The sequence below is a fragment of the Klebsiella sp. GFKo11 genome, assembly GCF_056490265.1.
Map to the genome: position 1 here is coordinate 4799043 of NZ_CM151369.1, position 26691 is coordinate 4825733.

At 49.5% G+C, this 26691-nt stretch carries 28 protein-coding genes and 1 other annotated feature; of the genes, 15 read left to right on the forward strand and 13 right to left on the reverse strand.

Going from position 1 to position 26691, the window contains the following annotated elements; translation table 11 throughout:
* Window position 1: 1 nt before the first annotated feature.
* Window positions 2-409 carry an ExbD/TolR family protein gene (locus AC07P6_RS23135; protein WP_478314818.1) on the reverse strand — a complete coding sequence of 136 codons (408 nt, stop codon included), beginning with the start codon at window positions 407-409 and terminating at the stop codon, window positions 2-4.
* Window positions 410-731: 322 nt separating this feature from the next.
* Here AC07P6_RS23135 and AC07P6_RS23140 point away from each other — a divergent pair, with 322 nt between their 5' ends.
* From AC07P6_RS23140 to AC07P6_RS23150, 3 genes are all read left to right on the forward strand, one after another.
* A complete protein-coding gene (locus AC07P6_RS23140) occupies window positions 732-1526 on the forward strand; it encodes a TraB/GumN family protein (protein WP_478314819.1) in 795 nt (264 codons plus the stop codon).
* Window positions 1527-1727: 201 nt separating this feature from the next.
* Complete coding sequence (ybaK, locus tag AC07P6_RS23145) at window positions 1728-2207, forward strand: Cys-tRNA(Pro)/Cys-tRNA(Cys) deacylase YbaK (protein WP_181483268.1); 480 nt, start codon at window positions 1728-1730, stop codon at window positions 2205-2207.
* Between the two features lie 30 nt (window positions 2208-2237).
* Window positions 2238-3020: a DUF6896 domain-containing protein gene (locus AC07P6_RS23150; RefSeq protein WP_434659943.1), complete on the forward strand. Its 783-nt coding sequence runs from the start codon at window positions 2238-2240 to the stop codon at window positions 3018-3020.
* Between the two features lie 133 nt (window positions 3021-3153).
* On the opposite strand, the gene ushA is transcribed toward AC07P6_RS23150, so the two are convergent.
* On the reverse strand, window positions 3154-4806 hold the full coding sequence (ushA, locus tag AC07P6_RS23155) for a bifunctional UDP-sugar hydrolase/5'-nucleotidase UshA (RefSeq protein WP_478314820.1): 1653 nt from the start codon (window positions 4804-4806) through the stop codon (window positions 3154-3156).
* A 192-nt stretch (window positions 4807-4998) separates the two neighbouring features.
* Between ushA and AC07P6_RS23160 the strand changes: the two genes are divergently transcribed.
* Entirely contained in the window at window positions 4999-6510 is a 1512-nt protein-coding gene (locus AC07P6_RS23160; protein WP_134897056.1) for a recombinase family protein, read from the forward strand.
* Window positions 6500-6736: a hypothetical protein gene (locus AC07P6_RS23165; protein ID WP_134897058.1), complete on the forward strand. Its 237-nt coding sequence runs from the start codon at window positions 6500-6502 to the stop codon at window positions 6734-6736. Before AC07P6_RS23160 ends, AC07P6_RS23165 begins: the two co-directional genes overlap by 11 nt.
* 183 nt (window positions 6737-6919) lie before the next feature.
* On the opposite strand, the gene AC07P6_RS23170 is transcribed toward AC07P6_RS23165, so the two are convergent.
* On the reverse strand, window positions 6920-7204 hold the full coding sequence (locus tag AC07P6_RS23170; RefSeq protein ID WP_094309449.1) for a helix-turn-helix transcriptional regulator: 285 nt from the start codon (window positions 7202-7204) through the stop codon (window positions 6920-6922).
* A 214-nt stretch (window positions 7205-7418) separates the two neighbouring features.
* On the opposite strand from AC07P6_RS23170, the gene AC07P6_RS23175 reads away from it, so the two are divergent.
* Window positions 7419-7883, forward strand: a complete 465-nt coding sequence (locus AC07P6_RS23175; protein ID WP_110093569.1) for a hypothetical protein — start codon at window positions 7419-7421, stop codon at window positions 7881-7883.
* Between the two features lie 392 nt (window positions 7884-8275).
* Here the strand turns inward: AC07P6_RS23175 and AC07P6_RS23180 are convergent, their stop codons facing one another.
* Window positions 8276-8917: a recombinase family protein gene (locus AC07P6_RS23180; RefSeq protein WP_134897059.1), complete on the reverse strand. Its 642-nt coding sequence runs from the start codon at window positions 8915-8917 to the stop codon at window positions 8276-8278.
* A 649-nt stretch (window positions 8918-9566) separates the two neighbouring features.
* Here AC07P6_RS23180 and AC07P6_RS23185 point away from each other — a divergent pair.
* From AC07P6_RS23185 to AC07P6_RS23210, 6 genes are all read left to right on the forward strand, one after another.
* Complete coding sequence (locus AC07P6_RS23185; protein ID WP_151397962.1) at window positions 9567-9680, forward strand: small membrane protein; 114 nt, start codon at window positions 9567-9569, stop codon at window positions 9678-9680.
* An 82-nt stretch (window positions 9681-9762) separates the two neighbouring features.
* Complete coding sequence (locus AC07P6_RS23190; protein WP_134897061.1) at window positions 9763-10332, forward strand: helix-turn-helix domain-containing protein; 570 nt, start codon at window positions 9763-9765, stop codon at window positions 10330-10332.
* A 278-nt stretch (window positions 10333-10610) separates the two neighbouring features.
* Entirely contained in the window at window positions 10611-11831 is a 1221-nt protein-coding gene (locus AC07P6_RS23195) for an MFS transporter (protein ID WP_181483271.1), read from the forward strand.
* A gap of 434 nt (window positions 11832-12265) precedes the next feature.
* Window positions 12266-13945 carry a YbaL family putative K(+) efflux transporter gene (gene ybaL, locus AC07P6_RS23200; protein ID WP_110273684.1) on the forward strand — a complete coding sequence of 560 codons (1680 nt, stop codon included), beginning with the start codon at window positions 12266-12268 and terminating at the stop codon, window positions 13943-13945.
* A gap of 428 nt (window positions 13946-14373) precedes the next feature.
* Window positions 14374-14826: a fimbrial protein gene (locus AC07P6_RS23205; protein ID WP_478314821.1), complete on the forward strand. Its 453-nt coding sequence runs from the start codon at window positions 14374-14376 to the stop codon at window positions 14824-14826.
* A gap of 35 nt (window positions 14827-14861) precedes the next feature.
* Entirely contained in the window at window positions 14862-15446 is a 585-nt protein-coding gene (locus AC07P6_RS23210) for a fimbrial protein (RefSeq protein WP_478314822.1), read from the forward strand.
* A gap of 57 nt (window positions 15447-15503) precedes the next feature.
* Here AC07P6_RS23210 and AC07P6_RS23215 read toward each other — a convergent pair whose 3' ends face one another.
* The 9 genes from AC07P6_RS23215 to AC07P6_RS23255 all read right to left on the reverse strand — a co-directional run bounded on the left by AC07P6_RS23215 (window position 15504) and on the right by AC07P6_RS23255 (window position 24916).
* Complete coding sequence (locus tag AC07P6_RS23215; protein WP_478314823.1) at window positions 15504-16808, reverse strand: inosine/guanosine kinase; 1305 nt, start codon at window positions 16806-16808, stop codon at window positions 15504-15506.
* A gap of 63 nt (window positions 16809-16871) precedes the next feature.
* Complete coding sequence (gene hemH / locus AC07P6_RS23220) at window positions 16872-17834, reverse strand: ferrochelatase (RefSeq protein ID WP_478314824.1); 963 nt, start codon at window positions 17832-17834, stop codon at window positions 16872-16874.
* Between the two features lie 127 nt (window positions 17835-17961).
* A complete protein-coding gene (adk, locus tag AC07P6_RS23225) occupies window positions 17962-18606 on the reverse strand; it encodes an adenylate kinase (protein WP_009653605.1) in 645 nt (214 codons plus the stop codon).
* Window positions 18607-18858: 252 nt separating this feature from the next.
* On the reverse strand, window positions 18859-20733 hold the full coding sequence (gene htpG, locus AC07P6_RS23230; protein ID WP_434659945.1) for a molecular chaperone HtpG: 1875 nt from the start codon (window positions 20731-20733) through the stop codon (window positions 18859-18861).
* A 111-nt stretch (window positions 20734-20844) separates the two neighbouring features.
* Window positions 20845-21450, reverse strand: coding sequence for a recombination mediator RecR (gene recR, locus AC07P6_RS23235; protein WP_110273691.1), 606 nt, complete (start codon window positions 21448-21450; stop codon window positions 20845-20847).
* A complete protein-coding gene (locus tag AC07P6_RS23240; RefSeq protein WP_110273692.1) occupies window positions 21450-21782 on the reverse strand; it encodes a YbaB/EbfC family nucleoid-associated protein in 333 nt (110 codons plus the stop codon). Before AC07P6_RS23240 ends, recR begins: the two co-directional genes overlap by 1 nt.
* Before the next feature lie 57 nt (window positions 21783-21839).
* Complete coding sequence (dnaX, locus tag AC07P6_RS23245) at window positions 21840-23744, reverse strand: DNA polymerase III subunit gamma/tau (protein WP_182236828.1); 1905 nt, start codon at window positions 23742-23744, stop codon at window positions 21840-21842.
* Window positions 22443-22507: a sequence feature (DnaX frameshifting element), on the reverse strand. Its footprint overlaps the gene before it by 65 nt.
* 92 nt (window positions 23745-23836) lie before the next feature.
* Window positions 23837-24388, reverse strand: coding sequence for an adenine phosphoribosyltransferase (gene apt, locus AC07P6_RS23250; protein WP_110273694.1), 552 nt, complete (start codon window positions 24386-24388; stop codon window positions 23837-23839).
* A 150-nt stretch (window positions 24389-24538) separates the two neighbouring features.
* Window positions 24539-24916: a DUF454 family protein gene (locus AC07P6_RS23255; protein WP_478314825.1), complete on the reverse strand. Its 378-nt coding sequence runs from the start codon at window positions 24914-24916 to the stop codon at window positions 24539-24541.
* Between the two features lie 69 nt (window positions 24917-24985).
* On the opposite strand from AC07P6_RS23255, the gene priC reads away from it, so the two are divergent.
* From priC to AC07P6_RS23270, 3 genes are all read left to right on the forward strand, one after another.
* On the forward strand, window positions 24986-25513 hold the full coding sequence (gene priC / locus AC07P6_RS23260; RefSeq protein ID WP_304256651.1) for a primosomal replication protein N'': 528 nt from the start codon (window positions 24986-24988) through the stop codon (window positions 25511-25513).
* Window positions 25514-25527: 14 nt separating this feature from the next.
* Window positions 25528-25701 carry a pleiotropic regulatory protein RsmS gene (rsmS, locus tag AC07P6_RS23265; RefSeq protein WP_181483278.1) on the forward strand — a complete coding sequence of 58 codons (174 nt, stop codon included), beginning with the start codon at window positions 25528-25530 and terminating at the stop codon, window positions 25699-25701.
* Window positions 25702-25766: 65 nt separating this feature from the next.
* Window positions 25767-26678: an Rpn family recombination-promoting nuclease/putative transposase gene (locus AC07P6_RS23270; RefSeq protein WP_478314826.1), complete on the forward strand. Its 912-nt coding sequence runs from the start codon at window positions 25767-25769 to the stop codon at window positions 26676-26678.
* The last annotated feature ends 13 nt before the right edge of the window (window positions 26679-26691 follow it).

Genomic DNA, 26691 nt, shown 5'->3' on the forward strand with positions numbered 1-26691 from the left:
ATCACTGCATCCGTGTGGCGATGGAAATGGAGAAGAAACCGCCCTGACGCAAGGTATCCATCACTGCGACCAGGCGTTCCACCGCGACCTCTTTATCGCTGTTGACGATAATGGTGGTGGTTTGGTTTTCCTGCTGCTGTTGCTTCAGGGTATTGACCAGCGCATCAAGAACCAGCGGCTGGCCATCCAGCTGCAGCTGATCACCGGCGCCGAGGGTGATAATGGCTTTTTTCTGCGGCTTAAGCTGTTGGGCGCTGCTGGCCGACGGCAGCTGGGTTTTCAAGCCCAGAGCCGGGATCACATTCAGGCTAATCAGGACAAAGAAGACCAGTAAAAACATCATCACATCGATCATCGGGATCAGTTCGATATGGGCTTTATTCTTTTTAGGCTCACTCCAGTTACGCATGACACTCCCCCCAAAAATTGAAGGGGCCAATATAGAAGCGCTTTGTTTATCTTTCGTTACAGATTTTTTATTTTATTATCACAATTGAGCCTTTTTTGAGAAAAAAGCACCATTCGCGACTTGCGCAACTAAACATATATATTTGATTTTAATTAATAATTACCATAATAACGTCATTGCAAGAATTATAAAAAACCAGAGCATCAAATTTTTTTGTTATTTTTATGACATTGAAAAACGTATCTTCCGTCGCGTTCCCTTAGCCCTATTGCGCCTCTGCCCCCCACGCGCTAGCATGAGTTCTTCACACTACGGAGCACGTATGGGCCTGTTAAACCGAATAAAAATGCTGTGGCAAGCCGCTGTCGGCTCGTCTTATTCCTGGCCCGCGCTGGATGTCACTCTTCCCGGCGAACGCTATTTGCACCTGGTCGGCAGTATTCATATGGGCACCCGCGATATGTCGCCGCCTCCAGTACGACTGCTGAAACTGATTCGCCAGGCCGATGCGCTGATTGTTGAAGCGGATATTACCGGCAGCGAAACGCCGTTCAGCAACCTTCCCTCTTATCCACCGCTGGCGGAACGCCTGAGCGCATCCCAGCTCGCTGAACTGGAAGAGCGAGCGGGAGAGATGGGCCTGTCTATCGCGCTATTTGATAGCCAGCCGCTGTGGCAAGTAGCAATGGTGTTGCAGGCCACCCAGGCGCAAAAGCTGGGGCTAAGAGCGGATTATGGTATTGATTACCAGCTGCTAATGGCGGCCCGCGAGAGCAATATTCGGGTGATGGAACTGGAGGGGGCCGACAGCCAAATCGCCCTGTTGCGCAACCTTCCAGATGGGGGAATGGCTTTGCTGGAGGATACGCTGACCCACTGGCGCACTAACGCCCGTCTGTTACAGGTGATGATCGGCTGGTGGCTGGAGCAGCCACCGTCAAAAGGTGCAACCGTGTTGCCAACGACCTTTAGCCAGTCGCTATATGATGTGCTGATGCATCAGCGCAACCTGGCCTGGCGCGAAACGCTGCTGGCGCTGCCGCCGGGCCGCTACGTAGTTGCCGTAGGGGCGCTGCATTTATACGGGGAAGGGAATCTGCCGGATATGTTAACGTAAAAAAATGGCCAATATTTCTATTGGCCCGTCAAAGAGGAATTTCATCATTATTATTATCCCGAGATTTGCACCTCGGATCGCTTGATTGTCGCTCAAAGTGACCATCACTGCCAACACTATTGCGCAAGATGATACTATTTTTTAGACAACCGTCGGGCGTATGCTTATGCCACATCAAATCGGTTGGTAAGAAGGATAACGATGACTCCCGCCGTTAAGTTACTCGAAAAAAACAAAATCGCTTTTAACATCCATAGTTACGACCATGATCCTACCGAAACCAATTTTGGTGACGAGGTCGTACGCAAGCTGGGGCTAAACGCCGACCAGGTTTATAAGACGCTGCTGGTCGCGGTCAATGGTGATATGAAGCATCTTGCCGTCGCGGTGACCCCGGTTGCCGGTCAGCTGGATTTGAAAAAGGTGGCGAAAGCCTTAGGCGCAAAGAAAGTGGATATGGCGGACCCGATGGTTGCGCAACGCGTCACCGGCTATCTGGTGGGCGGTATCAGCCCGCTTGGGCAGAAAAAGCGCCTGCCGACGGTAATTGACGCTCCGGCCCAGGCGTTTGCCACCATTTTTATTTCTGGCGGCAAGCGCGGGCTGGATATTGAGCTGGCGGCCAGCGATCTGGCGAAGATCCTTGACGCGAAATTCGCCGATATCGCGCGGCGCGATTAATCACAACTTACTGTACATGGATGTATATACATGAAAAGAACAAGAGAAACATTATTGATTCGGGACGCTGGAGATATCCCTCCCATTGATCTGCTGAGAAAAATACCTAGGACAAAGAAGTTACGCCTGCTGTTTGAAGGCTCGGTAACAGAGCAAAGAGAAGCTGTGGGCAAGCAGCTAAAAGAGCAGTTGGAAGATTTTTTAGTCGGCATCCATACCCAGGATCCGGAAATCAACATTGCCAGACTCATCTCAGCGGAAGAAATCGCCCCATATCAGGATTTTTTTGAAAGCTGCGCCAAAGACTACCGTAAGCTGGCGACCGAACTCATTTACGCCCTAGCCCACAAGCTGAACGTTAATATTGCAGAAAACTATCCGCTATTAACCTTTAATGCCTTTAAAGCCGGGCGCAAGCAAACCGGCAAAATGGATGACTGGCGATACTTTCTACATGGATATCATTGTGGGTTCGAAAACCAGGTTACCGGACAAAGTATAGAAGTTCCGCTTATTTACGGTTTAGATTTTGGCGATCTGGATCCATACTTTTTCTCACACTTCATAAAATCAACAAACCAGTATCAGCCTTTGCCCGTGGCAATCTACGAGGACTTCCATGACGGCGTAATAATAAATCAAACAATGCTGGAGTTCGGTAAGTTTGAAAAAATAGCAGCCTCAATTCCAGGCTATGTTGGTATCGCCGCTTCAGACAGAAGCAACGTTGATATTGCACATTTTAAATCGGCGCAGCGTAAAGTAATACGCCGGTTTAGCCTGATGAGGCTTCTTGGCAAAAAAGATATTTAGATGTGGATTGCAGGAAAAGCGCGATCTATGGCGTTGCCGGGCGGCGGCTAACGCCTTGCCCGGCCTACGGTTCACAGTTGTCTGCGAGCTAGTAGCCCCGGTAAGCGTAAGCGCCACCGGGGAGTTTCAGACGTTACTGCCAGCTCACCTCGCCTTTCGGCTCAAATGCTTCAATGTCCAGCGGAGAGTTTTTCTGGATGTACTCCTTCAGCACTTCGGCGTCGATAAAACCGGTATTGACATAGCCCGGTTTAGTATCGATGTGCGGATAACCATCGCCGCCGGTAGCGTTAAAGCTCAGGGTTGCCATACGGTAGGTTTTCGCTGGGTCTACCGGCTCGCCCTTGATAGTCAAATCGTTAAGCTTGCCGTCTTTAGCCACAAAACCAACGTTAGCAAACTGCGGATACGCGCCTGAATCTGGCTTCATTTGCGCCACAGCGGTCAGATACTCTGTCACTTCCTTGCCGCTCATATCGACATACACCAGCACGTTGCCGAAGGGTTGCACCTTCATCACGTCTTTATAGGTAATATCACCCGCTTCGATAGAATCACGCACCCCGCCGCCGCTCATCACCGCAAAGTCGGCATTACTACGCGCCATTTGCGCTGCCAGCAGCAGACGACCCATATTGGTTTGCACGAAACGAACTTTGCTGCGATCGCCCTCCAGATGCCCGTTCACGCTGCCAATTTTCACCTGCAGCTGCGCTTTACCTTTATTCTGGAACGGCGTCAACAAGGAAAGCATCTGTGGGTTTTCGGCGATTTGCGGCGTGTAGAGCACACGCTCGCTCTCACCGTTATCGTAAGTGATCTTCTTCTTCAGGTTGACCGGGATCAGCTGATAGTGCACCAGCTTCATTTCACCATTGCGGAATTCAAAGTCGGCACGACCAACATATTTACCCCACTCGTGGGCCTGGACTATCCAGATACCGTTCTGTTTGTCCGGCGCGCACGGGCTGCCCGGCACATAATCCACCTGTTTTTTATTCTCAGACGCCATACATACTGGGTCCTGAGAGTGACCACCGACAATCATCGCCAGCGATCCTGCGGGCAGGCTGCGCGCCATCTCTACATCGCCCGGCGCATTGGAACCATGGTCGCCGTTGTCATAATGGCCCATATGGGTGGTTGCCAGAATGACATCTGGCTTTTCATTCTGCTGAAGTTCTTGAATCACCAGCTTGGCTTCTTCCGCCGGTTTACGGAATTCGATATCCGTAAAGTACTCAGGATTACCAATTTTAGCCGTATCGTCGGTCGTCAGGCCGATGACCGCAATATTCAGCCCACCGCGTTTAAACAGCGCCCACGGTTTAAACAGACGCTCACCAGTGCTTTTCTGGTAAATATTGGCGGAGAGGAACGGAAACTTCGCCCATTTTTCCTGCTGACGCAGTACGCTAAGCGGATTATCAAACTCATGGTTGCCCACCGCCATCGCATCGTAGCCAACCAGGTTCATACCGCGAAAATCGGGCTCCGCATCCTGTAAATCTGATTCCGGCACGCCGGTATTAATATCGCCGCCGGAGAGCAACAACACGCTGCCGCCCTCTGCTGCCACCTCTTTACGAATACCGTCCACCAGCGTTTTTTGTGCCGACAGCCCATATTCGCCGTAATCGCTACGCCAGAAGTGACCATGATGATCGTTAGTATGCAGGATGGTAATTTTGTAGGTTTTATCCTGCTCATAAGCCTGTGCTGACAGGCTTCCTAGCGATAGCGCGGTGAATAATGCCAGCGCAACGCCCCGTTTGATCAATTGCATATTTCTCTCCCTGACAAAGTAACAAGTGCCGAAAGTATAGCGAGTTGGTGAATTAGACAACTTTGTTTTCAGAAATGAGACTTTATTCAAACCTTAGGGGCAGGTATGTTAGGCAGATAATAGTTTCATTTAAACAAAATATAAAAGCATGATATAATTCAATGAATAGATGAAAAAAGAGTATTAATCAGTATGATAGAAGCCTTTAGTTATGTACGATTTAGTACCAAATCTCAAGCAACAGGAACGTCATTAGAACGTCAGTTAAATGCATCCCGTCTATTTTGCACACAGCACGGATTGAGGCTTTCAAACCAGTCTTATCATGATCTAGGGATTTCAGGGTTCAAAAATGTGCGTCGTCCTGAACTTGAACAGATGTTCGAAGCGATTCAAACTGGTGTTATCCCAGCAGGTAGTTTTATACTTATTGAAGCTATCGACCGTTTAAGTCGTAAAGGAATTAGCCATACACAAGATATTCTAAAGAAAATTCTTCAGCACGACATCAAAGTTGCTTTTGTTGGGGAGGATGCAAAGACACTACAAGGCCAAGTGCTTAAAAAGGACTCTCTAAATGATCTAAGCTCAGTCATCATGGTTGCATTAGCAGCCGATTTGGCCCATAAAGAGTCGCTTAGAAAATCAAAACTAGTCAGAGAGTCTAAAGCGATAGCAAGAGAAAAAGCGCAAAATGGTGTTATACTCCCCGGAAAATCGATGTTTTGGCTTGATTACGATAAGGAGCAAAGGCATTATGTCTTAAACGATCGCGCAACCATAGCTAAAGAGATAATTGAACTAAGATTACTAGGGCATGGGCCAAGAAAAATAGCAAAAATATTAAATGAAAGACAAATTCCGGGACCTACAGGAAAAGAGTGGTATCAACCCACAATTAAAAGAATAATCACAAGCCCCGTACTTTACGGAGCATATCAATCACACCAAGTTATAGAAGGGAAATATATCCCGGTAGCTCTGGTTGAAAATTACTACCCAGCTCTTATAGATTACAATTTATTTTCTCAGATTCAGTTTGACAATAAACATGCATCAAAAGGACGCCCATCTCGAGTTAATCCATTCGGAGGGGTTTTCTATTGTGAATGCGGCAATGCAATATGTTTTAAAAAGAGTTATAGCAAAACTGCAAAAGAAGATAAAAATGAATACCACTATCACTATTGTATCGCTGCGAGAGAGGGGCGCTGTAAAAATACAAAGGCCATACCCAACTTTACGCCTATACTTATTAATTTATTAGACAAACTTGAAATAAAAAGCACATCGACTAAAAATATCAGGACTGAATCAATAATATCAAAAAGAAATAAGATAGAACAATTAAACGAAATGCTTTTGAAACTTGACTCTCCTCCGGTTTCAGTACTAAAGACCATTAGTAATTTAGAAAAAGAACTACAAACATTACTTGAACAACCAGAAATTACTGCACCAAAACAAGAAGACATCGTGGTGCTAAGTACAATAAAAGATCCTTTAAAATATAACATGCATCTAAAACGTCTAGTGAAACGCATTACTGTTTATCAGATAAATGGCCCCAAAAGTCTACGCATAAAAGTAGACAAAACAGATGGACATTATCAGAATTTTTTGATACAAAATGGAAAGACTATATTTAAGTCTGATACTGAAAGATTGAAGAAATTACTTGCAGGATTTAAAGATGGATTTTGAAGAAATTAAAAAAATGTATTACTTTGCATCAAAAAAAATTTTCATTTCTCATGAAGAACCGTTTAAATGGGTTATTATTCACTATGATGAAATTACTAGTAATAAGAATACGAAAGAATTTATAGATCTTTGGATCGAAAGCGATAAATGCAAAATTATCCACCGATTAAACTTCGAAAAAGAATTGTCTAACGATCCAAACGTACTAAATTTCTTAGATAATTAATTAATTAAGGGGCCAAATGGCCTCTTAAATTTTCTTCAAAACCACACTACAACAGTTCATATTATTATATCGTGCATTCCTAACTAATAAGTCAAAAAACACATTCAATTTACTAAATATGATAATCCATTAAAAAACATAGCCCAGATATATTTTCTCATAATGACCAGAAGTGCTTATACATTAACTGTATTGGGCCAAAATCCTCCTTCTATCTGACTCGCTTAACGAACCAAAGAGAAGTATAAACTGAGCCAAGTCATCTTCCGGGGTGTACAAAAAAGAAACAGGCACGTTTAATGCTTTTGCCAAGTTGCAGACTGTTTCGAAATTTGGCGCGTGCTTCCCCTTTTCATACTGGTTGATCCTTGTACTAGCAGATGCTTCATCCAGCCCAGCAAGGATACCAAGTTTTTCCTGAGTCAGCCCTGCTCGCCGCCGGGCTTCTTTCAACCTTGTAATCAGCATAGTACCAACCCCAATGAACTACGCTGATTATGTTTTTAATTGGTGTACAATTTACTAAGAATTACTTAGTATTGATTGCGAAGAGAAACTATGTGTCTGTTGTGACATTGTCCACCGAGTACCTAGTGTCACTCGGTGGACAACATCTCTGTAAACAAGCTACAGGGGCAATGCAGGTATAGTTTTAACAAATTTTATACAAGGAGTTTTCAACGTGTTACAAACAGAATTTTTCCACAAAGCTAAATCAATCTTCTCTTCAAAGCTGACTCTGGCTTTGATACTAACGTTTCCATCAATCGCGATGAGTGCGCAAACAACACAGGCTGATATCGACAGGTTGATGAATTTCAACCCGAGGGCAGAGATAGAACAGGCGATAAGAAATCGAGAAGCTCTGGAGCAACAGAATGCACGAAGAGATCCAGCTAACCCACGCTGGACATGCAATGGAAAACTAACGAACGAGCAGACAGGAACCTGGAAAAAAGTGACTGTACCAACTTTTGGTACAGGTGTTGAAACAACTCAAACTGCTACTGAGTATCACTTTGAAGAGCAAGACGATACAGGAGCTACTTCATTAACCATTAATAAACGAACCAGAAAAGGCTCTGTGACGATTTTTGATGCGAATGGTAGGGTTACTCATACTGGTACTTTAAGTAATTGCCGTTAACTCTATAATAACGATGGGGCATAGCCCCATCTGTTTTATTTAATTAGATAATACAATATTACGCCTACGGCGTAAGCAGCAAGCTGCTATCTTTCTTTTTCTGATTAGTTAGTATTAGTAGCAAGGACTTAGATTCATTATAATACTGATTATTTAAAGCATTTATTCATGCTAATACAATATTACGCCTACGGCGTAAGCAGCAAGCTGCAAGCTGCTATCTATCTTTTTCTGGTTAGTTAGTATTAGTAGTAAGGGCTTAGATTCATTATAACACTGATTTTTTAAAGCATTTACTAATCAAAAATTATTTTTAGTTAGTATAGGTTTGAAACCTATTATACACATGATAGCATACTTTTTTTGAAGCAAACTGTATGCTTTGTGAGCTATCATTTACCCAAAGCCTTACGCAAAGTGTTCCTACTCACCGGAATCCCGGCTTGCTCCAGGTGAGCAAGCATAACTCGTTCAGATGGTTTTTTAGCAGGTAATTTTCTAAGGCATTCTAGTATTGATTCGTACCGAAGTTGAGTTTCGATTTGTCTTTTTGAGTTTCTCTTTATCACTCCTGCTTTTGTATTTTTATTATTATAGCCATACTTTTTCCCTTTGCTACGACCAGTACTAAAACCGTCTTTTATTCGTTCAGCGATTCTTTTTCTTTCAAAAGTTGCAACTGAAGCCATGATAGTAAGAATCATCTCACCAATTGGTGAGGATAAATCTAAAGAAATATCTAACACTTTAAGAAATATTTTTTTCTTCTTCAATAAGTTTACTGTGTTCAGGCAATCAGCAGTATCTCGGAAACCTCTGTCTAATTTCGCTATAACAACGGTATCACCCTTGTTGAGATAGTTTAAGAGTTTTTTTGCTTCTGGACGATCGATAAAAGGCATAGAACCTGAGATATTGACGTCAGAAAAGATCATATCAATATCCAGTTGCGATCGTATTAAATGAATCTGATTGTCGGTAGTACCATTCTCAGAATCTGCTTTTGACACCCGAGTATATGCATAAGTTTTCATTACCTTCTCCTTTTAGTTATTATATCTAAAGGAAGTGTAATGTACACCGTAATTTGGACATCCCTTATATTTCAACTATTACGAATACTTTTGTAGTTGATTGAAAACTGTAATAGCAAAGATGTGGAATTACATTATAAGAACAGCATTGAAATTATTTTAATTTTCCTTCAAGTAGCTATTATCGAACTCATTTTCTGTAGGGTGCATGGATTAGGATAACATTTGAACTCAAGATTTATTGCCTTATGAAGAGTAAAAGATATTTATCCTTCATTGCAGATATTGGTTTCTCCGGCATGTTGAGATTATTCAATAGGGGATTGAATCAATATCAACCGGAGAGTTTACTGTTCGCACACCTCCTGGCGATTCATGGACAGTGAGTAATAACGTAATGCTTTCATTCAGCTCCTCTGCTAACTCGTAAATCATCAATACGGCATAGCCGTCAGGGTGAATGTCTGGAAGTAGGGGAACGTTAGGAGTTTACGATAAAATAGTTGAAATGACCTTCCCCTTGAAAAAAGTGCGTGGAGCTCCCCCCCTCATAATTAGTAGGGCACAAGTAAATAGGCTATTTTTTGTTGAGATTTTTCTTACAAACAAAGTATCTTACTTGTTGTACTGATGGATATGGAGTCACGCTATGACAAACCTGCTTGCACTTCTGGCTGTGATTGTTCTGTTCTTTATCGCCGTATACTCGTTGCTTTCTTATGTACGAGATAGAAAAAAAACGAAAGGTTTCTTTAAACGTTGAAACGCACTGGACTAACTAACAATGAGGGGCTGGATAAGTTCTTATGCATGCCCTGAGTACAAAACAGGGAGTAAAATAGGGGATGGTTTACGTTCTTACGGACAACCAATTTCTGTTCTTGGGAATTGAGTTACTTCTAAGGAAACATGGCGTAACAGCCTCCCGACTCTCGGTTAATGAGATCCGCGGTCAGATGATGTCTAGGGAGCATCTATTTATCATTGGATGCCCTCTCCATGAGGAGAACATTCAGTTTCTGATTAAGCTTTATAATTCGGGGGCTCAGGTCTGCTTTTTGCAGCAACGGGTAATTGAGTGTATGAGAGAAGATCCCCCTAGTTTTATAGACATAAATTCAATGATGAATGATTGTTTTCCAACAGAGTTCAAGAAGATCGTCTACAGCATATCAGATCTATTGAAAACAAATGAACTTAAGCTTACAAATCAGGAAATTATGGTTTCCCGTCTAGTCCTTTGTGGACTCTCTGGCGAAGACATTGCTTCTGTCTTGTCCATCTCAAAACGCACCGCTCAGCACCATATTAACCGCGTACTGAAGAAGCTTGGTAGCAAATCTGTTGCTGATATCTTCTTACAGAGAAATGTGATTTATGCCAGTTTATCCTTAAGTTTGGAAAACTGTGTTTAACCAGATATCAAGACAATTCGTTGTTAATATTGCCACGCTGACTAAACTCTGGCTATATCTTCCCCCCATTTAAGTCACACATTCTACCAGTAGGATAAAGTAGTTTTTGGATTTAATGGGGTTCAAGGTGTGACAACTCCACCATGCCATGTATCCCGAAAAGTAGCGGCATGACAGAATCCTTTGTTGAGACGTTTAGCCAGATTTTATTTAAATGAAACTGTTTTACAGATAATAATTCCACCTGCATCCTCTATAAAAAACACTTAAGTGAACCTATGGCAATGAATCAGACCGCACAACCCTTATCCGGCCCCGCTGCTGCGCCGCAAAAAGCACGCACCTCGTTTCGCATTCTGGGGGCCATCAGCCTCTCTCATTTGCTAAACGATATGATCCAGTCGCTCATCCTGGCTATCTACCCGCTGCTACAGGCCGAGTTTTCCCTGTCCTTCGTACAGATTGGGATGATCACCCTCACCTTCCAGCTGGCATCGTCACTTTTGCAGCCGGTGGTTGGCTATCTGACCGACAAACACCCGATGCCGTGGTCGCTGCCCATTGGCATGTGCTTTACGCTTTGCGGTCTGGTGCTGCTGGCGATCTCCGGAAGCTTCGGAATGGTTCTGCTGGCCGCTGCGCTAGTGGGTACCGGCTCGTCGGTGTTTCACCCGGAATCTTCTCGCGTTGCGCGAATGGCCTCGGGCGGACGCCATGGCCTGGCGCAGTCAATATTCCAGGTTGGCGGTAATTTTGGTAGCTCGTTAGGGCCGTTACTCGCCGCTCTCATTATCGCCCCGTATGGCAAAGGTAATGTTGGCTGGTTTGTACTGGCTGCGCTGCTGGCCATCGTGGTGCTGGCGCAAATTAGTCGCTGGTATTCCGCCCAGCATCGTATGAACAAAGGTAAACCAAAACCGGTAATTGTTAATCCGTTGCCGAAAAACAAAGTGATTCTTGCAGTTAGCATCCTGTTAATGCTGATTTTCTCGAAATACTTCTACATGGCGAGCATTAGCAGCTATTACACCTTTTATCTGATGCAAAAATTCGGATTATCGGTGCAAAACGCCCAATTCCACCTGTTCGCCTTCCTTTTTGCTGTAGCCGCCGGGACGGTAATTGGCGGGCCTTTGGGCGATAAAATTGGGCGAAAATATGTTATTTGGGGCTCTATCCTTGGCGTCGCACCGTTTACCCTTGTTTTACCCTACGCCACATTGGAATGGACCGGTATTTTGACGGTGATCATTGGTTTTATCCTCGCATCGGCCTTTTCCGCCATTTTGGTCTACGCACAGGAGCTACTGCCGGGCCGTATTGGCATGGTTTCTGGTCTGTTCTTCGGTTTTGCCTTTGGCATGGGCGGACTCGGAGCCGCGGTACTGGGGCTGTTAGCTGACCATACCAGTATCGACCTGGTCTATAAAATCTGTGCTTTCCTGCCTCTTCTCGGCATCCTGACGATATTTCTTCCTAATAACCACCAAAAATCGTGATTATCCGGCAGCCAAAGTGAATCTTTGGCTGCCGCAACCCCTTACCCCATCAGCATCACCCCGCATTATCTTCTGCCATTTTGCTGTCTGTGCTTTTTTGCGGATTAATTCCACTTTTCTGCAAAATTCAACAATTATTCATAAACAAAACCGCTGAAACTGTCATAAACTATTACTCGGTTTTTTGGTTTTTATACCCTAAATAATTCAAATTGCAGGAAGGCGGCGACGCAGGGAATCCCCAGGAGCTTGACTTCCGTAAGTGACAGGGGTGAGCGACAAATCTGTCAGGAACAGATTTGAACACCGTATCGCGGTGGCCCGTAAGGGCGAGGCTCATGGATGAGCCGAGTAACAAAGCCAACGCCCATGCAAATTGAAGTATGACGGGTATATACCGAAAATGGATCAGCTCACCACTGCAAGGAGACGGAATGCACCACGCAACACCGCTAATCACCACCATTGTCGGCGGCCTTGTGCTCGCCTTTATTCTCGGCATGATTGCCAATAAGCTACGTATTTCTCCTCTGGTGGGATATTTATTAGCGGGCGTGCTGGCCGGACCTTTTACCCCTGGCTTCGTTGCTGATACCAAGCTGGCGCCTGAACTGGCCGAGCTTGGCGTGATCCTGCTGATGTTCGGCGTGGGTCTGCACTTCTCCTTAAAAGATTTGATGGCGGTAAAGGCCATCGCTATTCCCGGCGCCATCGCCCAGATAGCTGTGGCGACGCTGCTGGGTATGGCGCTCTCGGCAATGCTTGGCTGGTCGCTGATGACCGGCATCGTCTTCGGTTTGTGTCTTTCTACCGCCAGTACCGTGGTGCTGCTGCGCGCGTTGGAAGAACGACAGCTTATTGATAGTCAGCGGGGGCAAATCGCCATCGGTTGGCTGATTGTTGAAGATCTGGTGATGGTGCTGACGCTGGTCCTGCTACCGGCCGTCGCAGGTATGACGGAGAAAGGCGACGTTGGCCTGGCTTCTCTGGCTGTCGATATGGGTATCACCATTGGGAAAGTCGTCGCCTTTATCGCAATTATGATGCTGGTAGGCCGCCGCCTGGTGCCGTGGATTATGTCACGTAGCGCGGCGACCGGCTCACGCGAGCTGTTTACGCTGTCAGTGCTGGCGCTGGCGCTCGGCATTGCCTTCGGTGCGGTCGAACTGTTTGATGTCTCCTTCGCCCTGGGTGCCTTCTTTGCCGGGATGGTGCTCAATGAATCCGAGCTCAGCCACCGCGCGGCCCACGATACGCTACCGCTACGTGATGCGTTCGCCGTGCTGTTCTTTGTCTCTGTCGGCATGCTCTTTGACCCAATGATCCTGGTAGAGCAGCCGCTGGCGGTACTGGCGACGCTGGCTATTATTATCTTTGGTAAGTCGGCCGCGGCCTTCTTCCTGGTGCGGATGTTCGGTCACTCGCCGCGAACCGCCCTGACTATCGCCGCCAGCCTCGCGCAAATCGGGGAGTTCGCCTTTATTCTCGCCGGGCTGGGCATGGCGCTGAATCTGCTACCGCAGGCCGGACAGAATCTGGTGCTTGCCGGGGCGATAATCTCGATTATGCTCAACCCGATTCTGTTTACTCTGCTGGAAAAATACCTCGATAAAACCGAAACGCTGGACGAGCAGACGCTGGAAGAAGTTCTGGAAGAAGAGAAACAGATCCCGGTCGATATTTGCAACCATGCGCTGCTGGTCGGTTTTGGTCGCGTTGGCAGCCTGCTTGGCGAAAAACTGATGGCCCAGGGGATGCCATTGGTGGTTATCGAAACCTCACGCACTCGCGTAGACGAACTGCGCGCACGCGGCATTCGCGCGGTTTTGGGCAACGCTGCCAATGAAGAAATTATGAATCTGGCGCATCTGGACTGCGCCCGCTGGCTGCTACTGACCATACCTAACGGCTATGAAGCCGGGGAAATCGTGGCTTCGGCACGCGAGAAGTGCCCAAATATCGAGATCATCGCCCGCGCCCACTATGACGATGAAGTGGAATACATTATTGAACGCGGCGCGAATCAGGTGGTGATGGGCGAGCGTGAAATTGCCCGCGCGATGATAAAACTGCTGGAAACACCACCAGCGCCACTGGAAGTAACCACGGGATAAGACTGAAGCGGAGCCGATATCGACAGGGTGTCGGCTCTCCCCCTATACTGACTCAGTTCAAACCCTTGGTACGTTCCTGACTATTTATTTCCTCGTCATAATTATTACTAATTCAATTTACTTTATCATCTAAATACGTTTTCACGATTGATTATTAGTCACTCTTGTAATTTAAAATACATAGTAAAAACAATCGCAACCGTGAGTTAAAATAAATAAGCACATCAAGTCCGTTAATATATTTACCTGAAGACAGTTCTCCATTAATCTCTAAAGAGAACATCCGAATTATACTAATGGAAGCCATAACAATGGAAATCAAAAAAACAATATGGAGTAGCATAATCATTTTTATTATGCTATCGACTAATGCGCAAGCCGCTGATGGCACCATGATATTCAGAAGTACATTGTATGCCGGTGCCTGCATGATTAACGCTGACACGCCGGAAGTTTATAAGGGGTTACGCAACCTCACTATTCCGCTACCCGCCGTCTCAACCAGCAACCTTAGCGGTAGCGTGCAGTTTAATATCTATATCTCGTGCCAATGGACGGAGTTAGTTAATCTCGACAACGTGAAAGTCAGTATGACGTCCGATGCAACCAACGGTGACGGCGTTTTGCTGAATACCGCAACCAACGGCGCTACCAACGTTGGCATCCAGATCAGCCATGATTCAGGAGCGCGGGTGAAAGTGAATGGCCCCGCCGAAAGCAGCGATGCTGCACCCCGCTACAGAACCCACTCCTCATGGGACATCCACAGAAGTTACCTGACAATGAAATATAACGCCTCTTATCAAAAGCTGGATCCGACTCAGGAAATTACACCGGGTCCCGTACAGAGCGTACTGAATTATGAAGTTATCTACTTTTGATACCAGCGGATACAAATGAATAAAGGGACGACATTATGCTAAGCGTTGTACGAATAACAATAATGATATTCACGCTATTTTCTACCGCCGTATGGGCTACCGACGGCAGTCTTAATATTGAAGGTCATATTATTAATGGAACCTGTAAAGTCGAAGGCGTCGTTATAGACCCTGATGAAGGCGGCAGCGGTGTTCCCAGCCCGAATATTGACTTTGAGTTTGCATCTCACGTTTTTATTGATGGTGATACGCAAAGCACCGACCAGACAGGTGACGTCCGTTTTTTTATCCGACTCGCCCATTGCCAGGCAACGGCAGAGATACAAAATGTCCGTCCGCGATTTATTACCTCAGGCACACTTGATAGCGGAGGTAGATTAATCAATATGGATAAAAATGGCCCACAGAACTTTTCGATGTATATCTATAGTAACCAGGATATGGGTTATCCCGCCGACATGATCGGTTTTAACCAGAGCACCGGAAAGAGCTACGCCCTTCCAGTATCCCCTGAAAAAATTGATATGTATTACATATTCAGAATATGGAAAACCGACGGACAGCCCACAAAGCTCGGGCCAATTCTAGGCATTATCAGTTATGAAATAGAATATTTTTAACCCCCGGAACCGGCATCGAAGCGCTTTCCGGGGGACGTCTTTACATCTTGCCTGGGATTAACGCTCCCAGTAGGCCTCTTCCAGGCTATCTTCACGCTCCGGCAGGCCGCGGGTCAGGCGCGGCGAGTGCTGATTCAGCACCTGATAACTCACACGGTTAGCGTATTTGCATACCTGGGCCAGCGATGAATAAGTCAGCCACTTGCACTTGTGCTTACTGGAGTTCGGCACGTTATTACGGTGATAGTTATTGGCGGTAATATCGTGCAGCAGTGCCGCCAGCGCGCCGTCGCCTGCGCCGTTGGTATTCATGATCTTCTCCGGTCCGCCCATATACGGGGCGATGTGCGAGAAAATACGCAGCGGGTTTTCGCAATCCTGGTGGCGCATCGCGCGGCTGAATTCATACTGGTTGAACTCAGCAATGGCCCCAGGCAGTAGCGGATGCTGAGTTTTGCGCTTAGCCTCATCCTCGGTAAAGCTCGCCATATAGAGCCCGGCAGGCCCGGCGGTGCAAAGCACGAGGTCAACCCACTCCAGCGCCTTATCCGAAGCCAATAGCGGATCAGAGATCCCCGTCAGCGCTTGCGCTTCCTCTTCGTTCATCGCCAGAATCGAAACGTGTTCTTTCAGGAACTGCTGCCACCACTCTGGGTTATCGACAATCACATATTTAGTACCTAGCGTCAGGACCACCGGCACGTCATGCTTTTTCGCATATTCGATGGCTTTCATCGTAGCGTCCGGCATCGGCTCGCCCGGTTTGCAGCGCACGAGATAGGAGGTCAGTACCAGCGCGGATGCTCCGGCAATAACGGCTTCCGGGATACTTTCCGGACGCAGCTTATTCATATGGCCGGGACTAATCGCAAAGGTTCGCTCGCCGGAATCGCTAATCAGCGTAAAGCAGCGGCCAATCGCGCCCTCTACGCCTTGCAGGTAGTTCAAATCGGTTCGGCTGGAGGTATTACATAAATAGCGATAGGCGTAGCCACCAATTTCTATATTGCTGCACATGACGCCAAGCAAAACCGAGCGATCATCCGCCAGCACCGAGTAGTTGTGCATGGTGTTACCAATGGTGCCGCCGGCAAACTGATGGGTGATCAGGCCATTGCGTACCAGCTCCTGATACAGCGCCTCAGCAACATCATCTTCAATCACCAGCGAATGACCGGCGCTCAGACCGTAGCGTACGATAAACGACTCATCCACTTTCGCCTCGATATCCACCAGCGTTTGATCGATACCAACCACCCAGGCGACGTTAGACTCATTTTCTGGCTGAATTTGTTGCAGCAGCGGATCGCGAGCGTTGACGGGAAAGTAGTGTTTAGACTTGCGTTTACCGGGAAATTTCATAGTGATGGTTTATGGACAGTGAACAAGCGGGAAATAGTAGCATACTCCCCGCGACAGGCGCGATCAGCGATAGGTTGCTGTCAGGTTAACCATCATTTCGATATGCGCAGAGTCCGCGTTAAGTGCAGGAATATATTCATATTGCTGCCCACCGGCTTCAAGGAAAAATTCCCGGTTCTGTACCGCTATCTCTTCCAGCGTTTCCAGACAATCAGCGGAAAAGCCCGGGCAGATAACCTGAACATGCTTCACGCCCTTCTCACCAAGCATTTTCAACGTTTCATCGGTGTAGGGTGTCAGCCAGGGTTCGCGGCCAAAACGCGACTGAAAAGTCATCATCACGCGGTCCGGAGGGAGCCCCAGAGCCGAAACCAGCTCACGTGTCGTGTCGCGACAGCGCTGCGGATAGCTATCCCCTTCATGGGCATAACGCTGCGGTATCCCATGATAGGAGAGCAGGAGTAAATCCGGTTCGCCATGCACTGCAAACGAAGCGCGAACGCTGGCGGCCAGCGCGTGGATATAATCCACATCGTCGGCATAATCGCGAATAAAAGAGACGCCTGGAATCAACCGCTTTTTAGCAAGAATTCGCGCCAGTTCATCCCACACGGCCGCCACGGTAGAGCAGGAGTACTGCGGATAGAGCGGGAGCACCACAATATGGTCAACGCCCTGCTCCATGAGTTCATCCACTGCGCTTTCCAGCGACGGCGAGCCATAGCTCATCCCCAGCGCAACGGGGGTATCCGGAAGGCGTTCTGCCAGCGCCTGCTGCTGCTGACGACTGTAGACCATCAGCGGCGACCCTTCTTCCATCCAGATAGACTGATAGAGTTTGGCAACTCGGGGCGCGCGCAGAGGCAGTATCACACCGCGCAGCAGCGGCCACCACAACAGACGAGAGGTATCCACCACCCGCTTGTCGCTAAGAAATTGTCGCAGATAGCGCTTCACCGCATCGGGCGTGGGCGCATCGGGGGTGCCTAAATTGGCTAATAAGATACCTGTTTTAGTCTGATGCATTACCGCCTCTTAACCATTTGAATCGCTGACAATTGTAGCTGAAATGGCGCTAAACGGAACCAATCATAGAAAAAGGTAATATGAGAGGAGTTCTCATCCCGCAGTTGCAGGATGAGAACGGACTGGATTAACCGAGGATTTTTTCCAGTTCTACGCGAACGTCAGCCACCGCTTTGGTGCCGTCGACTTTCGCGTATTGGGTGTTGCCCGCTTCGGCTTCTTTCTGGTAGTAGCCGATCAGCGGAGCCGTCATCTGATGATACTCAACCAGACGCTTACGCACGGTCTCTTCCTGATCGTCTTTACGGGTGGTCAGCTCTTCGCCGGTCACGTCGTCTTTGCCTTCAACTTTCGGCGGATTAAATTTGATGTGGTAAACGCGGCCGGAAGCGGCGTGGACGCGGCGACCGATAATACGGTCAACGATTAGCTCGTCGGGAACGTCAAATTCCAGAACGTAATCAACGGCGATGCCTGCTTCTTTCATGGCGTCAGCCTGCGGAATAGTGCGCGGGAAGCCATCCAGCAGGAAGCCGTTACGGCAATCTTCCTGAGTAATACGCTCTTTGACCAGGGCGATAACCAGTTCGTCGGTCACCAGCTTACCGGCATCCATGATGTCTTTTGCTTGTTTGCCCAGCTCGGAGCCAGATTTCACCGCGGCACGCAGCATGTCGCCGGTGGAGATTTGCGGAATACCGTATTTCTCCATGATGAACTGAGCCTGAGTTCCTTTACCCGCGCCCGGAGCGCCAAGCAGAATAATACGCATTACGAAAATCCCCTCAAAAGTTGATTCAATTCTTCAAAAAGCGCTAAACCATACCACCAGAACGCGGATGGCTCAAGGAAGGTGGGGCGGCTGAAACGGTTAATGGTGAGATATTTTACGTAGAGTGCGGTTGGATGCCCTCACCCCGGCCCTCTCCCACAGGGAGAGGGCGAAAATCAGCTCAGTGCCAGCAAGCCAGCGCCGGGCCAGTCCCCTCTCCCTTCAGGGAGAGGGTTAGGGTGAGGGTAAAGATTACGACGCCAGCAGCTGGTTCATACGGCGGATAAACTGGTTAGGATCTTCCAGCGTCCCGCGCTCGGCCAGCAGCGCCTGATCGAGCAGCAGCTCAACCCACTCGCTGAACTGCGCATCGTCCTGAGTATCGGCCGCGCGTTTCACCAGCGGGTGGACCGGGTTCAGTTCAAAGATATATTTCACTTCCGGCGCAGCCTGGCCCGCAGCGGCAAACAGTTTTGCCATCTGGGTACTCATTTCATCTGCATCAGTCGTAACGATAGCGGGTGTATCGGTCAGACGATGGGTCAGACGGACTTCTTTCACTCGATCGCCCAACAGGGTTTTCGCTCGCTCAACGAACGGCTCCAGCGCCTTCTCGGCTTCTTTGGTGGTTTCATCCACTTCATCCGTCAGCTTATCCAGCGACTCATCAGCTTTCGCGACCGACTGGAACGGCTTACCGTCGAACTCGGTCAGATAGCTCATCATCCACTCATCGATGCGATCGGAAAGCAGCAGAACTTCGATGCCTTTCTTACGCAGCAGCTCCAGATGCGGGCTGCTCTTCGCAGCGGCGTAGCTGTCGGCAGTGATGTAATAAATCTTCTCCTGCCCTTCTTTCATGCGCGATACGTACTCTTCCAGCGACACGGTCTGCGCAGCGGAATCGGTATGCGTGCTGGCGAAGCGCAGAAGTTTGGCGATAGTCTGCAGGTTGGCGTTGTCTTCCGCCGGGCCTTCTTTCAGCGCCAGGCCAAACTGCTGCCAGAAGGTCTGATATTTCTCCGCGTCGTCTTTCGCCAGTTTTTCCAGCATCTGCAGCGCGCGCTTACTCAACGCAGTGCGCAGGTTGCGGGTTACGCTGCTATCCTGGAGGATTTCACGCGATACGTTCAGCGGCAGATCGCTGGAATCCACAAGGCCGCGCACAAAGCGCAGGTAATTCGGCATAAACTGCTCGGCGTCATCCATAATGAAGACGCGCTGCACGTACAGTTTCAAACCATGTTTGTGATCGCGATTCCACATATCCCAGGGCGCCTGCGACGGGATATACAGCAGGCTGGTGTACTCCTGCTTACCTTCTACGCGGTTGTGGCTCCAGGTCAACGGATCGCTGTAGTCATGAGCAATGTGCTTATAGAATTCGTTGTATTCGTCGTCTTTAATTTCCGACTTATTGCGGGTCCACAGCGCCTGAGCTTTGTTAATTTTCTCCCAGGAGATAACGGTTTCGCCATCAACCTCTTCCTGCTTTTCAATCTCAACCGGCAGCGCAATGTGATCGGAGTATTTGCTGATGATCGAACGCACGCGCCAGTCGTTGAGGAAATCGTCCTCACCTTCGCGCAGGTGCAGCGTGATCTCCGTTCCGCGATCGGCTTTAGTGATGTCGGCAACCGTATAATCGCCTTCACCAGCAGATTCCCAGAATACGCCGTTTTCGGCGCTATCGCCCGCCGCGCGGGTACGCACGGTGACTTTGTCAGCGACAATAAACGCCGAATAGAAGCCTACGCCGAACTGGCCGATCAGCTGACTGTCTTTCGCCTGATCGGAGCCCATTGATTCAAGGAATGATTTGGTTCCGGATTTCGCAATCGTCCCCAGGTGATCGATAACTTCATCACGGTTCATACCGATTCCGTTATCGGCGATGGTCAGGGTGCGGTTGTCTTTATCAAATGAAACACGCACGCGCAGCTCGCCGTCGCCTTCATACAGATCCGGCTGCGACAGCGCGCGAAAGCGCAGCTTATCGGCCGCATCGGAGGCGTTGGAAATCAGTTCACGCAGGAAAATTTCTTTATTGGAATAAAGAGAATGGATCATCAGGTGCAGAAGCTGTTTTACCTCTGACTGAAAACCACGAGTTTCTTGTCCTTTCATCTAAATCAACCTCAACAATGCCATTGTTAATGGTAAAAAAACCGTTGAGTGTGAGATGGGGACAGAGGAGAGAATTTTCAAGCGGAGGCCCCGAAAAGCGCCTCCGTTTGGTTAAAAACGAATCTTATGCCGTCCGGCGAGGGAGTGGGACAGCGTGGTGCCATCAACCATTTCCAGTTCGCCGCCAACCGGTACGCCATGGGCGATACGGCTCGCTTCTACGTCATACTGCGCGCAGAGCTCGGCGATATAATTGGCAGTGGCTTCCCCCTCGACCGTAGGATTGGTCGCGAGGATCACTTCCTGCATCGATTCGTCACGCAGACGCTGTTCCAGACGATCGAGCCCGATATCATCCGGCCCGATACCATCGAGCGGCGACAGGTGGCCCATCAATACGAAATAACGACCAGAAAATTGCCCGGTCTGCTCAATAGCGTAGATGTCCGCTGGACTCTCCACCACGCAGAGCTGACCATTTTCCTTGCGGCGCGGGTTGCTGCAAATGTTGCACACTTCCTGTTCAGTGAAGGTGCGGCAATCGGCGCAGTGGCCGATTTCCGACATCGCGCGCGTCAGTGCCTGCGCAAGGCGCATCCCGCCGCTGCGGTCACGCTGCAGCAGGGTAAACGCCATACGCTGCGCCGACTTTGGGCCAACGCCCGGCAGGCAGCGCAGCGCTTCCATCAGCTGAGTTAACAGCGGACTGGTTTGCATCAGAACGGCATCTTAAAGCCTGGCGGCAGTTGCATACCGGAAGAAACAGAAGCCATTTTTTCTTTCTGGGTCTCTTCAATGCGGCGAGCAGCATCGTTGAATGCAGCAGCCACCAGATCTTCCAGCATGTCTTTGTCGTCTTCCAGCAGGCTTGGGTCAATTTCAACGCGACGGCAGTTGTGCGCACCGTTGATGGTCACTTTTACCAGGCCAGCACCGGATTCACCGGTCACTTCCAGCTTGGCCACTTCTTCCTGCATCTGCTGCATTTTTTCTTGCATCTGCTGGGCCTGCTTCATCAGGTTACCCAGACCGCCTTTTCCACCAAACATAGGCTTCTCTCTCAGTAAGTCGTCGTTAAGGATGATGATCGCAAGTTTAACTTGCAATCAAATGGGGCGAATACTTTCTTCATCCAGGTCCGCATCAAAGAACCGGCGCAGCGTCTGGATGTTGTTATCCGCAATAATCGCTTCACGCGCCTGCGTGAGCTTTTCTTCATAAATTGCCTGCCGCCACTCAAGCGGCGTGCGCATCGCGGGATTATCATCTTCCACGATGGTCAATTCAACCGGCGTACCGTACAAAATACCCAGCGCTTCCGCCAGCTTTTGCTGCGCGCCTGCCGAGTTCAGATGACGCTGGCTCGGACGCAGATGCAGGCAGACGCGGTTGCCGTCCTGCTCTTTCCACGCATTTAGTGCCACCTGCTCCACCAGTTTTGGCACCGCGAGCTGATTAACTTCCGCCGCCCAGCTATCGCGTTCGACCGCTTCGACTGCCAGCTTCGCCGCCAGTTCCGGGGTTTTTTCGTGCTCTAGTGCTTTTTTCAGCGCTTTCGGCGTTGCAACTTCTTCTTTTACCGTTTCAACAACCATCGTCGATTTCCAACGGTAAGCTTCTTTTTTCGCCGGAGCCTGCTCCAGAGCGGCAGCTGCCGGACGCGCCTGTACGCGCTCGGTAATCGAACTCAGTCGTTCCAGCGCAGCGTTATTCACCGGCCGCGCGCGGGAAGCGGCTGCCGGTTCACTCTTTTTTGGGCTGGGTGCTCCCTGGCTACGCTGAAGCTGACTGCGGGCTGCCAGCACCTGGCTGGTCGTCTGCGGCAGATTCTGCGGTGGCTGCTGAGCGGATACCGGGGCGGCCTGCTGTACAGGTGCGACCGGGATACTCTGCGCCGGAGGGGCTTCCGGTTCCGGCAACGGCATGCGCGGATGGAATGCCAGCGCCCGCAGAAGCGTCATTTCAACACCCATGCGTCTGTCCGGCGCGTACGGTAGCTCTTTGCGGCCAATCAACAACGTCTGATAGTAAAGCTGAACGTCGGTTGGCGGCACGGTTCGTGCCAGCTCGCGCATCCGCAACTCTACGGCAGCCATATCCGCGCCGAGCGCCGACGGCGAGAGCTGAACCATTGCAATACGGTGCAGCAAACTTTGCATCTCGACCAACAGGGCTTCCCACTCCACGCCGCGAGCAGCCGCCTCATTGACGCCTGCCATCACGCGTTCGCCGTCAGCAGCCACTAGCGCTTCAATTAGCGAGAGCGCCTGATCGTCGTCAAGAGTGCCAAGCATGGTGCTGACAGATTCTGCGGTCAGGTGGCCATCGCCGCTGGCAATAGCCTGATCCGTCAGGCTCAACGCATCGCGCAGGCTTCCATCAGCCGCGCGCGCGAGCAGTTGCAGCGCGCGCGGTTCAAAAGCAATCTGTTCTTCACCGAGAATATGCTCTAACTGATGACGGATCTGTTCAACATCCAGCGCCTTGAGATGAAACTGCAGGCAGCGGGAAAGAATAGTGACCGGCAGCTTTTGCGGATCGGTCGTTGCTAGCAGGAATTTAACGTGCGCAGGTGGCTCCTCTAGCGTTTTTAGCAACGCGTTGAAGCTGTGGCGCGACAGCATGTGGACTTCATCGATCAGATAGACCTTGAAGCGACCACGGGCCGGTGCGTACTGGACGTTATCCAGCAAATCGCGGGTATCTTCGACTTTGGTGCGCGAGGCGGCATCGATCTCGATCAGATCGACAAAACGCCCTTGTTCTATTTCTCGGCAGTTATCGCAGACGCCACAAGGCGTGGCGGTAACGCCGGTTTCACAGTTTAACCCTTTCGCCAATAAGCGAGCGATGGAGGTTTTACCCACCCCGCGGGTACCGGAAAAGAGATATGCGTGATGAATGCGCCCTAACGATAAGCCGTTCGCCAGTGCGGTCAGCACATGTTCCTGGCCGACGACGTCAGCAAAGGTTTGTGGGCGCCATTTACGGGCTAAGACCTGATAACTCATGGGCTGGCTCTGAAACGCTGGAAGGTGAAATCACGAGGGGGCCATGCTATCACAGCCCCGCCCAATCAGCGAGGCTATGTGTCGGGAAATGCTTAGTGGCCCGGGAAGGGAACCAGGCTGTAGCTGTTGATTCCCAACTTCTCCAGGCGCTGTTCGCCGCCCAGATCAAACAGATTGATAATAAAGGCTGCATCATGTACTTCACCGCCCAGACGACGGATCAGCTTCACGGTCGCATCGATGGTGCCGCCGGTCGCCAGCAGGTCGTCAACCACCAGTACCTTGTCGCCTTCTTTGATGGCATCAACATGGATTTCCAGCTGATCGGTACCGTATTCGAGCTCGTAGCTCTCCGCGATGGTTTCACGCGGCAACTTACGCGGCTTGCGCACTGGAACAAAGCCTACGCCCAGCGCCAGCGCAACCGGTGCGCCAAACAGGAAACCACGCGCTTCGGTGCCCACCACTTTGGTAATACCCGCGTCTTTGTAGCGCTCTGCCAGCAGTTCAATGCTAAGCGCGTAGGCTTTTGGGTCTTCCAGCAAACTGGTGACATCACGGAAAAGGATACCAGGCTTCGGGTAGTCCTGGATGCTTTGGATGCTGTTCTTCAGATATTCAAGCTGCTGTGCAGTTGCGGTCATAAGTTTATGCCTGATTAAAACGGTGTTACTCACGGGCATGACAAACGGGCCAAAGAAACATTTGTTTAACCTTTGACCAGTCGTACCCGCGCTCGAAAACGCCAGAATTTACTGTCTGTCAGCGACAATTGCAACCATCATTATTGCGCATCAGTGCTTTTGTTGCTTTGCATCAACCACCGGAATGCGCCACATAAATATCAGCAGACAAGTGAGAATCACCAGCAGCAAGATGCGCACCCACGTAAGATTAACCAGCCACAAGGAAATGGAAAAGGTTAGCAAAATCATCACCACCGCCCGAGGTTTAGCGCCAGGCGGCATAGCGCGGTATTTCTGCCAATGGCGCAGGTAACCACCAAACCACGAACGATACAGCAGCCAGTGGTGAAAGCGCGGCGACGAGCGGGCAAAACACCAGGCCGCAAGCAGGATAAACGGCGTCGTTGGCAATAAGGGTAAAAACACGCCCAGCGTTCCTAATGCTACCGCCAGCCAGCCAATGATGATTAAAATAATACGTGGCATAATGCGAATCGCTATCAAAAAGATAACGCTAATGTAGCACAGTTGTTTATCTGGGTAGGGAGGAGTTATTTGAAAACGGCCCGGCTTTTACACTCGCTGGAAAATCAACTGGCAGCGCTGGCAACGCAAGTTGCGCCACTGGCGGATCACGCGACGCTCAGTCCACGCTTCGATCGCCAACTGTTCCGCACCCGCAGCACGCAAATGCAGGCTTATCTGGATGAAGCCAACGAATGCTTCGCCGAGCTACAGCAGGCAGTCGAACGCCAGCAACTGCCGCAGGTCACCTGGTTGGCGGAACGTCTCGTTGCCCAGATCGCCGCTATCAGCCGGGAAACGGCAACCTGGTCGCTACGCAACTGGGATAGCGCTTCGCCCACTCTAAACCGCTGGCAGCGCCGACGTCTGCAGCATCAGGAATACGAACGCAGGCTGCTGGCGATGAGAAACGATCGCCAGCGTCAGCTCGCGCAAGCCACAACCTTTGATGAACAGCAACGGTTGGCTAAAGAAGTGGACGCCTACGCAGGGCGGCTGGCCCGTTGTCGTGACGCGCTAGAGAAAATCGAAAACGTACTGGCACGTTTAACCCGCTAAGTGGAGGAAGAAATATGTCGCTGGAAAACGCATCAGACGAGGTCAAGCTAGCCGTCGATTTAATTATGTTGCTTGAAGAGAATAAGGTCCCCGCACAAACCGTGCTAGCTGCGCTGGAGATTATTCGTCGTGACTATGAAAACAAAGTAAAAAGTGCGGAAGAAGCCTCGCAAAACGCGCAAGAGTAGTCTGTAGTCGCATCGTTGCAGGTGGCAGAGTCATCGCCTGCCCCTTACAACGATGGATGATACTCATGGAACGATTCTCGCACACGCCGCACGATGCTATTTTTCGCCAGATGTTGACCCAGAAAGAGGTCGCGCGCGATTTCTTACAACGCTATCTTCCGGCACAGTTTTTACGTATTTGCGATCTGGATACGCTACAGCTTGCTTGCGGAAGCTTTATTGAAGAAGACCTGCGGGCCAGCTACTCCGATATCCTCTATTCCCTGCAAACTCAGCATGGCGCTGGATATATCTATGTGCTCATTGAGCATCAGAGTTCACCCGACAAACTTATGGCCTTTCGCCTGATACGCTATGCGCTTGCCGCCATGCAGCGCCACCTCGATGCAGGCCACGATACTCTACCGCTGGTGGTGCCGATTCTGTTTTATCACGGCTCCGCCAGCCCCTGGCCGCATACGCTCAACTGGCATCATCTTTTTGACGACCCCGAACTTGCCAGTGCGCTTTACAGCGGCGATTTTCCGCTGGTGGACCTGACCGTTATGCCAGATAATCAAATCGTCCGTCACCAGCGTATGGCAATGCTGGAGCTGCTGCAAAAACATATCCGCCAGCGCGATCTGGCCGAGCTTCAGCCGATGTTAATTACGCTGCTGGCGCAGGGATATCTGACGGAAACGCAGATTAATACGCTCATCAGCTATATGCTGCAGGCGGGAACCACGGAAAAGCCCGGGCCTCTCATTCGCGAGCTGGCGAAACAGTCTCCCAGGCATAAGGAGCTACTGATGACGATTGCCGAATGGCTGGAAGAGAAAGGTTGTAAAAAAGGCAGACAGGAAGGTTTACTGGAAGGCCGCCAGGAACTCTCGCGCAGCATTGCCCTGAAAATGCTCGCCAACGGACTGGAGCCCAATATGGTTATGGAGATAACAGGCCTGAGCCAGGAAGAACTCTCCTCGCTCAGCCATTAAAACCTAAGGGGCG

What these genes read in the sequence shown, in the direction of transcription:
- AC07P6_RS23255 (WP_478314825.1), bottom strand. Translation starts at nt 24,916, where the DNA reads ATGCCACGTATTATTTTAATCATCATTGGCTGGCTGGCGGTAGCATTA.
- apt (WP_110273694.1), bottom strand. Translation starts at nt 24,388, where the DNA reads ATGACCGCAACTGCACAGCAGCTTGAATATCTGAAGAACAGCATCCAA.
- AC07P6_RS23210 (WP_478314822.1), top strand. Translation starts at nt 14,862, where the DNA reads ATGCTAAGCGTTGTACGAATAACAATAATGATATTCACGCTATTTTCT.
- AC07P6_RS23150 (WP_434659943.1), top strand. Translation starts at nt 2,238, where the DNA reads ATGAAAAGAACAAGAGAAACATTATTGATTCGGGACGCTGGAGATATC.
- adk (WP_009653605.1), bottom strand. Translation starts at nt 18,606, where the DNA reads ATGCGTATTATTCTGCTTGGCGCTCCGGGCGCGGGTAAAGGAACTCAG.
- AC07P6_RS23160 (WP_134897056.1), top strand. Translation starts at nt 4,999, where the DNA reads ATGATAGAAGCCTTTAGTTATGTACGATTTAGTACCAAATCTCAAGCA.
- rsmS (WP_181483278.1), top strand. Translation starts at nt 25,528, where the DNA reads ATGTCGCTGGAAAACGCATCAGACGAGGTCAAGCTAGCCGTCGATTTA.
- AC07P6_RS23205 (WP_478314821.1), top strand. Translation starts at nt 14,374, where the DNA reads ATGATTAACGCTGACACGCCGGAAGTTTATAAGGGGTTACGCAACCTC.
- AC07P6_RS23215 (WP_478314823.1), bottom strand. Translation starts at nt 16,808, where the DNA reads ATGAAATTTCCCGGTAAACGCAAGTCTAAACACTACTTTCCCGTCAAC.
- AC07P6_RS23185 (WP_151397962.1), top strand. Translation starts at nt 9,567, where the DNA reads ATGACAAACCTGCTTGCACTTCTGGCTGTGATTGTTCTGTTCTTTATC.
- AC07P6_RS23170 (WP_094309449.1), bottom strand. Translation starts at nt 7,204, where the DNA reads ATGCTGATTACAAGGTTGAAAGAAGCCCGGCGGCGAGCAGGGCTGACT.
- AC07P6_RS23165 (WP_134897058.1), top strand. Translation starts at nt 6,500, where the DNA reads ATGGATTTTGAAGAAATTAAAAAAATGTATTACTTTGCATCAAAAAAA.
- ushA (WP_478314820.1), bottom strand. Translation starts at nt 4,806, where the DNA reads ATGCAATTGATCAAACGGGGCGTTGCGCTGGCATTATTCACCGCGCTA.
- htpG (WP_434659945.1), bottom strand. Translation starts at nt 20,733, where the DNA reads ATGAAAGGACAAGAAACTCGTGGTTTTCAGTCAGAGGTAAAACAGCTT.
- AC07P6_RS23190 (WP_134897061.1), top strand. Translation starts at nt 9,763, where the DNA reads ATGGTTTACGTTCTTACGGACAACCAATTTCTGTTCTTGGGAATTGAG.
- AC07P6_RS23140 (WP_478314819.1), top strand. Translation starts at nt 732, where the DNA reads ATGGGCCTGTTAAACCGAATAAAAATGCTGTGGCAAGCCGCTGTCGGC.
- AC07P6_RS23195 (WP_181483271.1), top strand. Translation starts at nt 10,611, where the DNA reads ATGGCAATGAATCAGACCGCACAACCCTTATCCGGCCCCGCTGCTGCG.
- AC07P6_RS23240 (WP_110273692.1), bottom strand. Translation starts at nt 21,782, where the DNA reads ATGTTTGGTGGAAAAGGCGGTCTGGGTAACCTGATGAAGCAGGCCCAG.
- dnaX (WP_182236828.1), bottom strand. Translation starts at nt 23,744, where the DNA reads ATGAGTTATCAGGTCTTAGCCCGTAAATGGCGCCCACAAACCTTTGCT.
- AC07P6_RS23270 (WP_478314826.1), top strand. Translation starts at nt 25,767, where the DNA reads ATGGAACGATTCTCGCACACGCCGCACGATGCTATTTTTCGCCAGATG.
- ybaK (WP_181483268.1), top strand. Translation starts at nt 1,728, where the DNA reads ATGACTCCCGCCGTTAAGTTACTCGAAAAAAACAAAATCGCTTTTAAC.
- hemH (WP_478314824.1), bottom strand. Translation starts at nt 17,834, where the DNA reads ATGCATCAGACTAAAACAGGTATCTTATTAGCCAATTTAGGCACCCCC.
- AC07P6_RS23135 (WP_478314818.1), bottom strand. Translation starts at nt 409, where the DNA reads ATGCGTAACTGGAGTGAGCCTAAAAAGAATAAAGCCCATATCGAACTG.
- AC07P6_RS23180 (WP_134897059.1), bottom strand. Translation starts at nt 8,917, where the DNA reads ATGAAAACTTATGCATATACTCGGGTGTCAAAAGCAGATTCTGAGAAT.
- recR (WP_110273691.1), bottom strand. Translation starts at nt 21,450, where the DNA reads ATGCAAACCAGTCCGCTGTTAACTCAGCTGATGGAAGCGCTGCGCTGC.
- ybaL (WP_110273684.1), top strand. Translation starts at nt 12,266, where the DNA reads ATGCACCACGCAACACCGCTAATCACCACCATTGTCGGCGGCCTTGTG.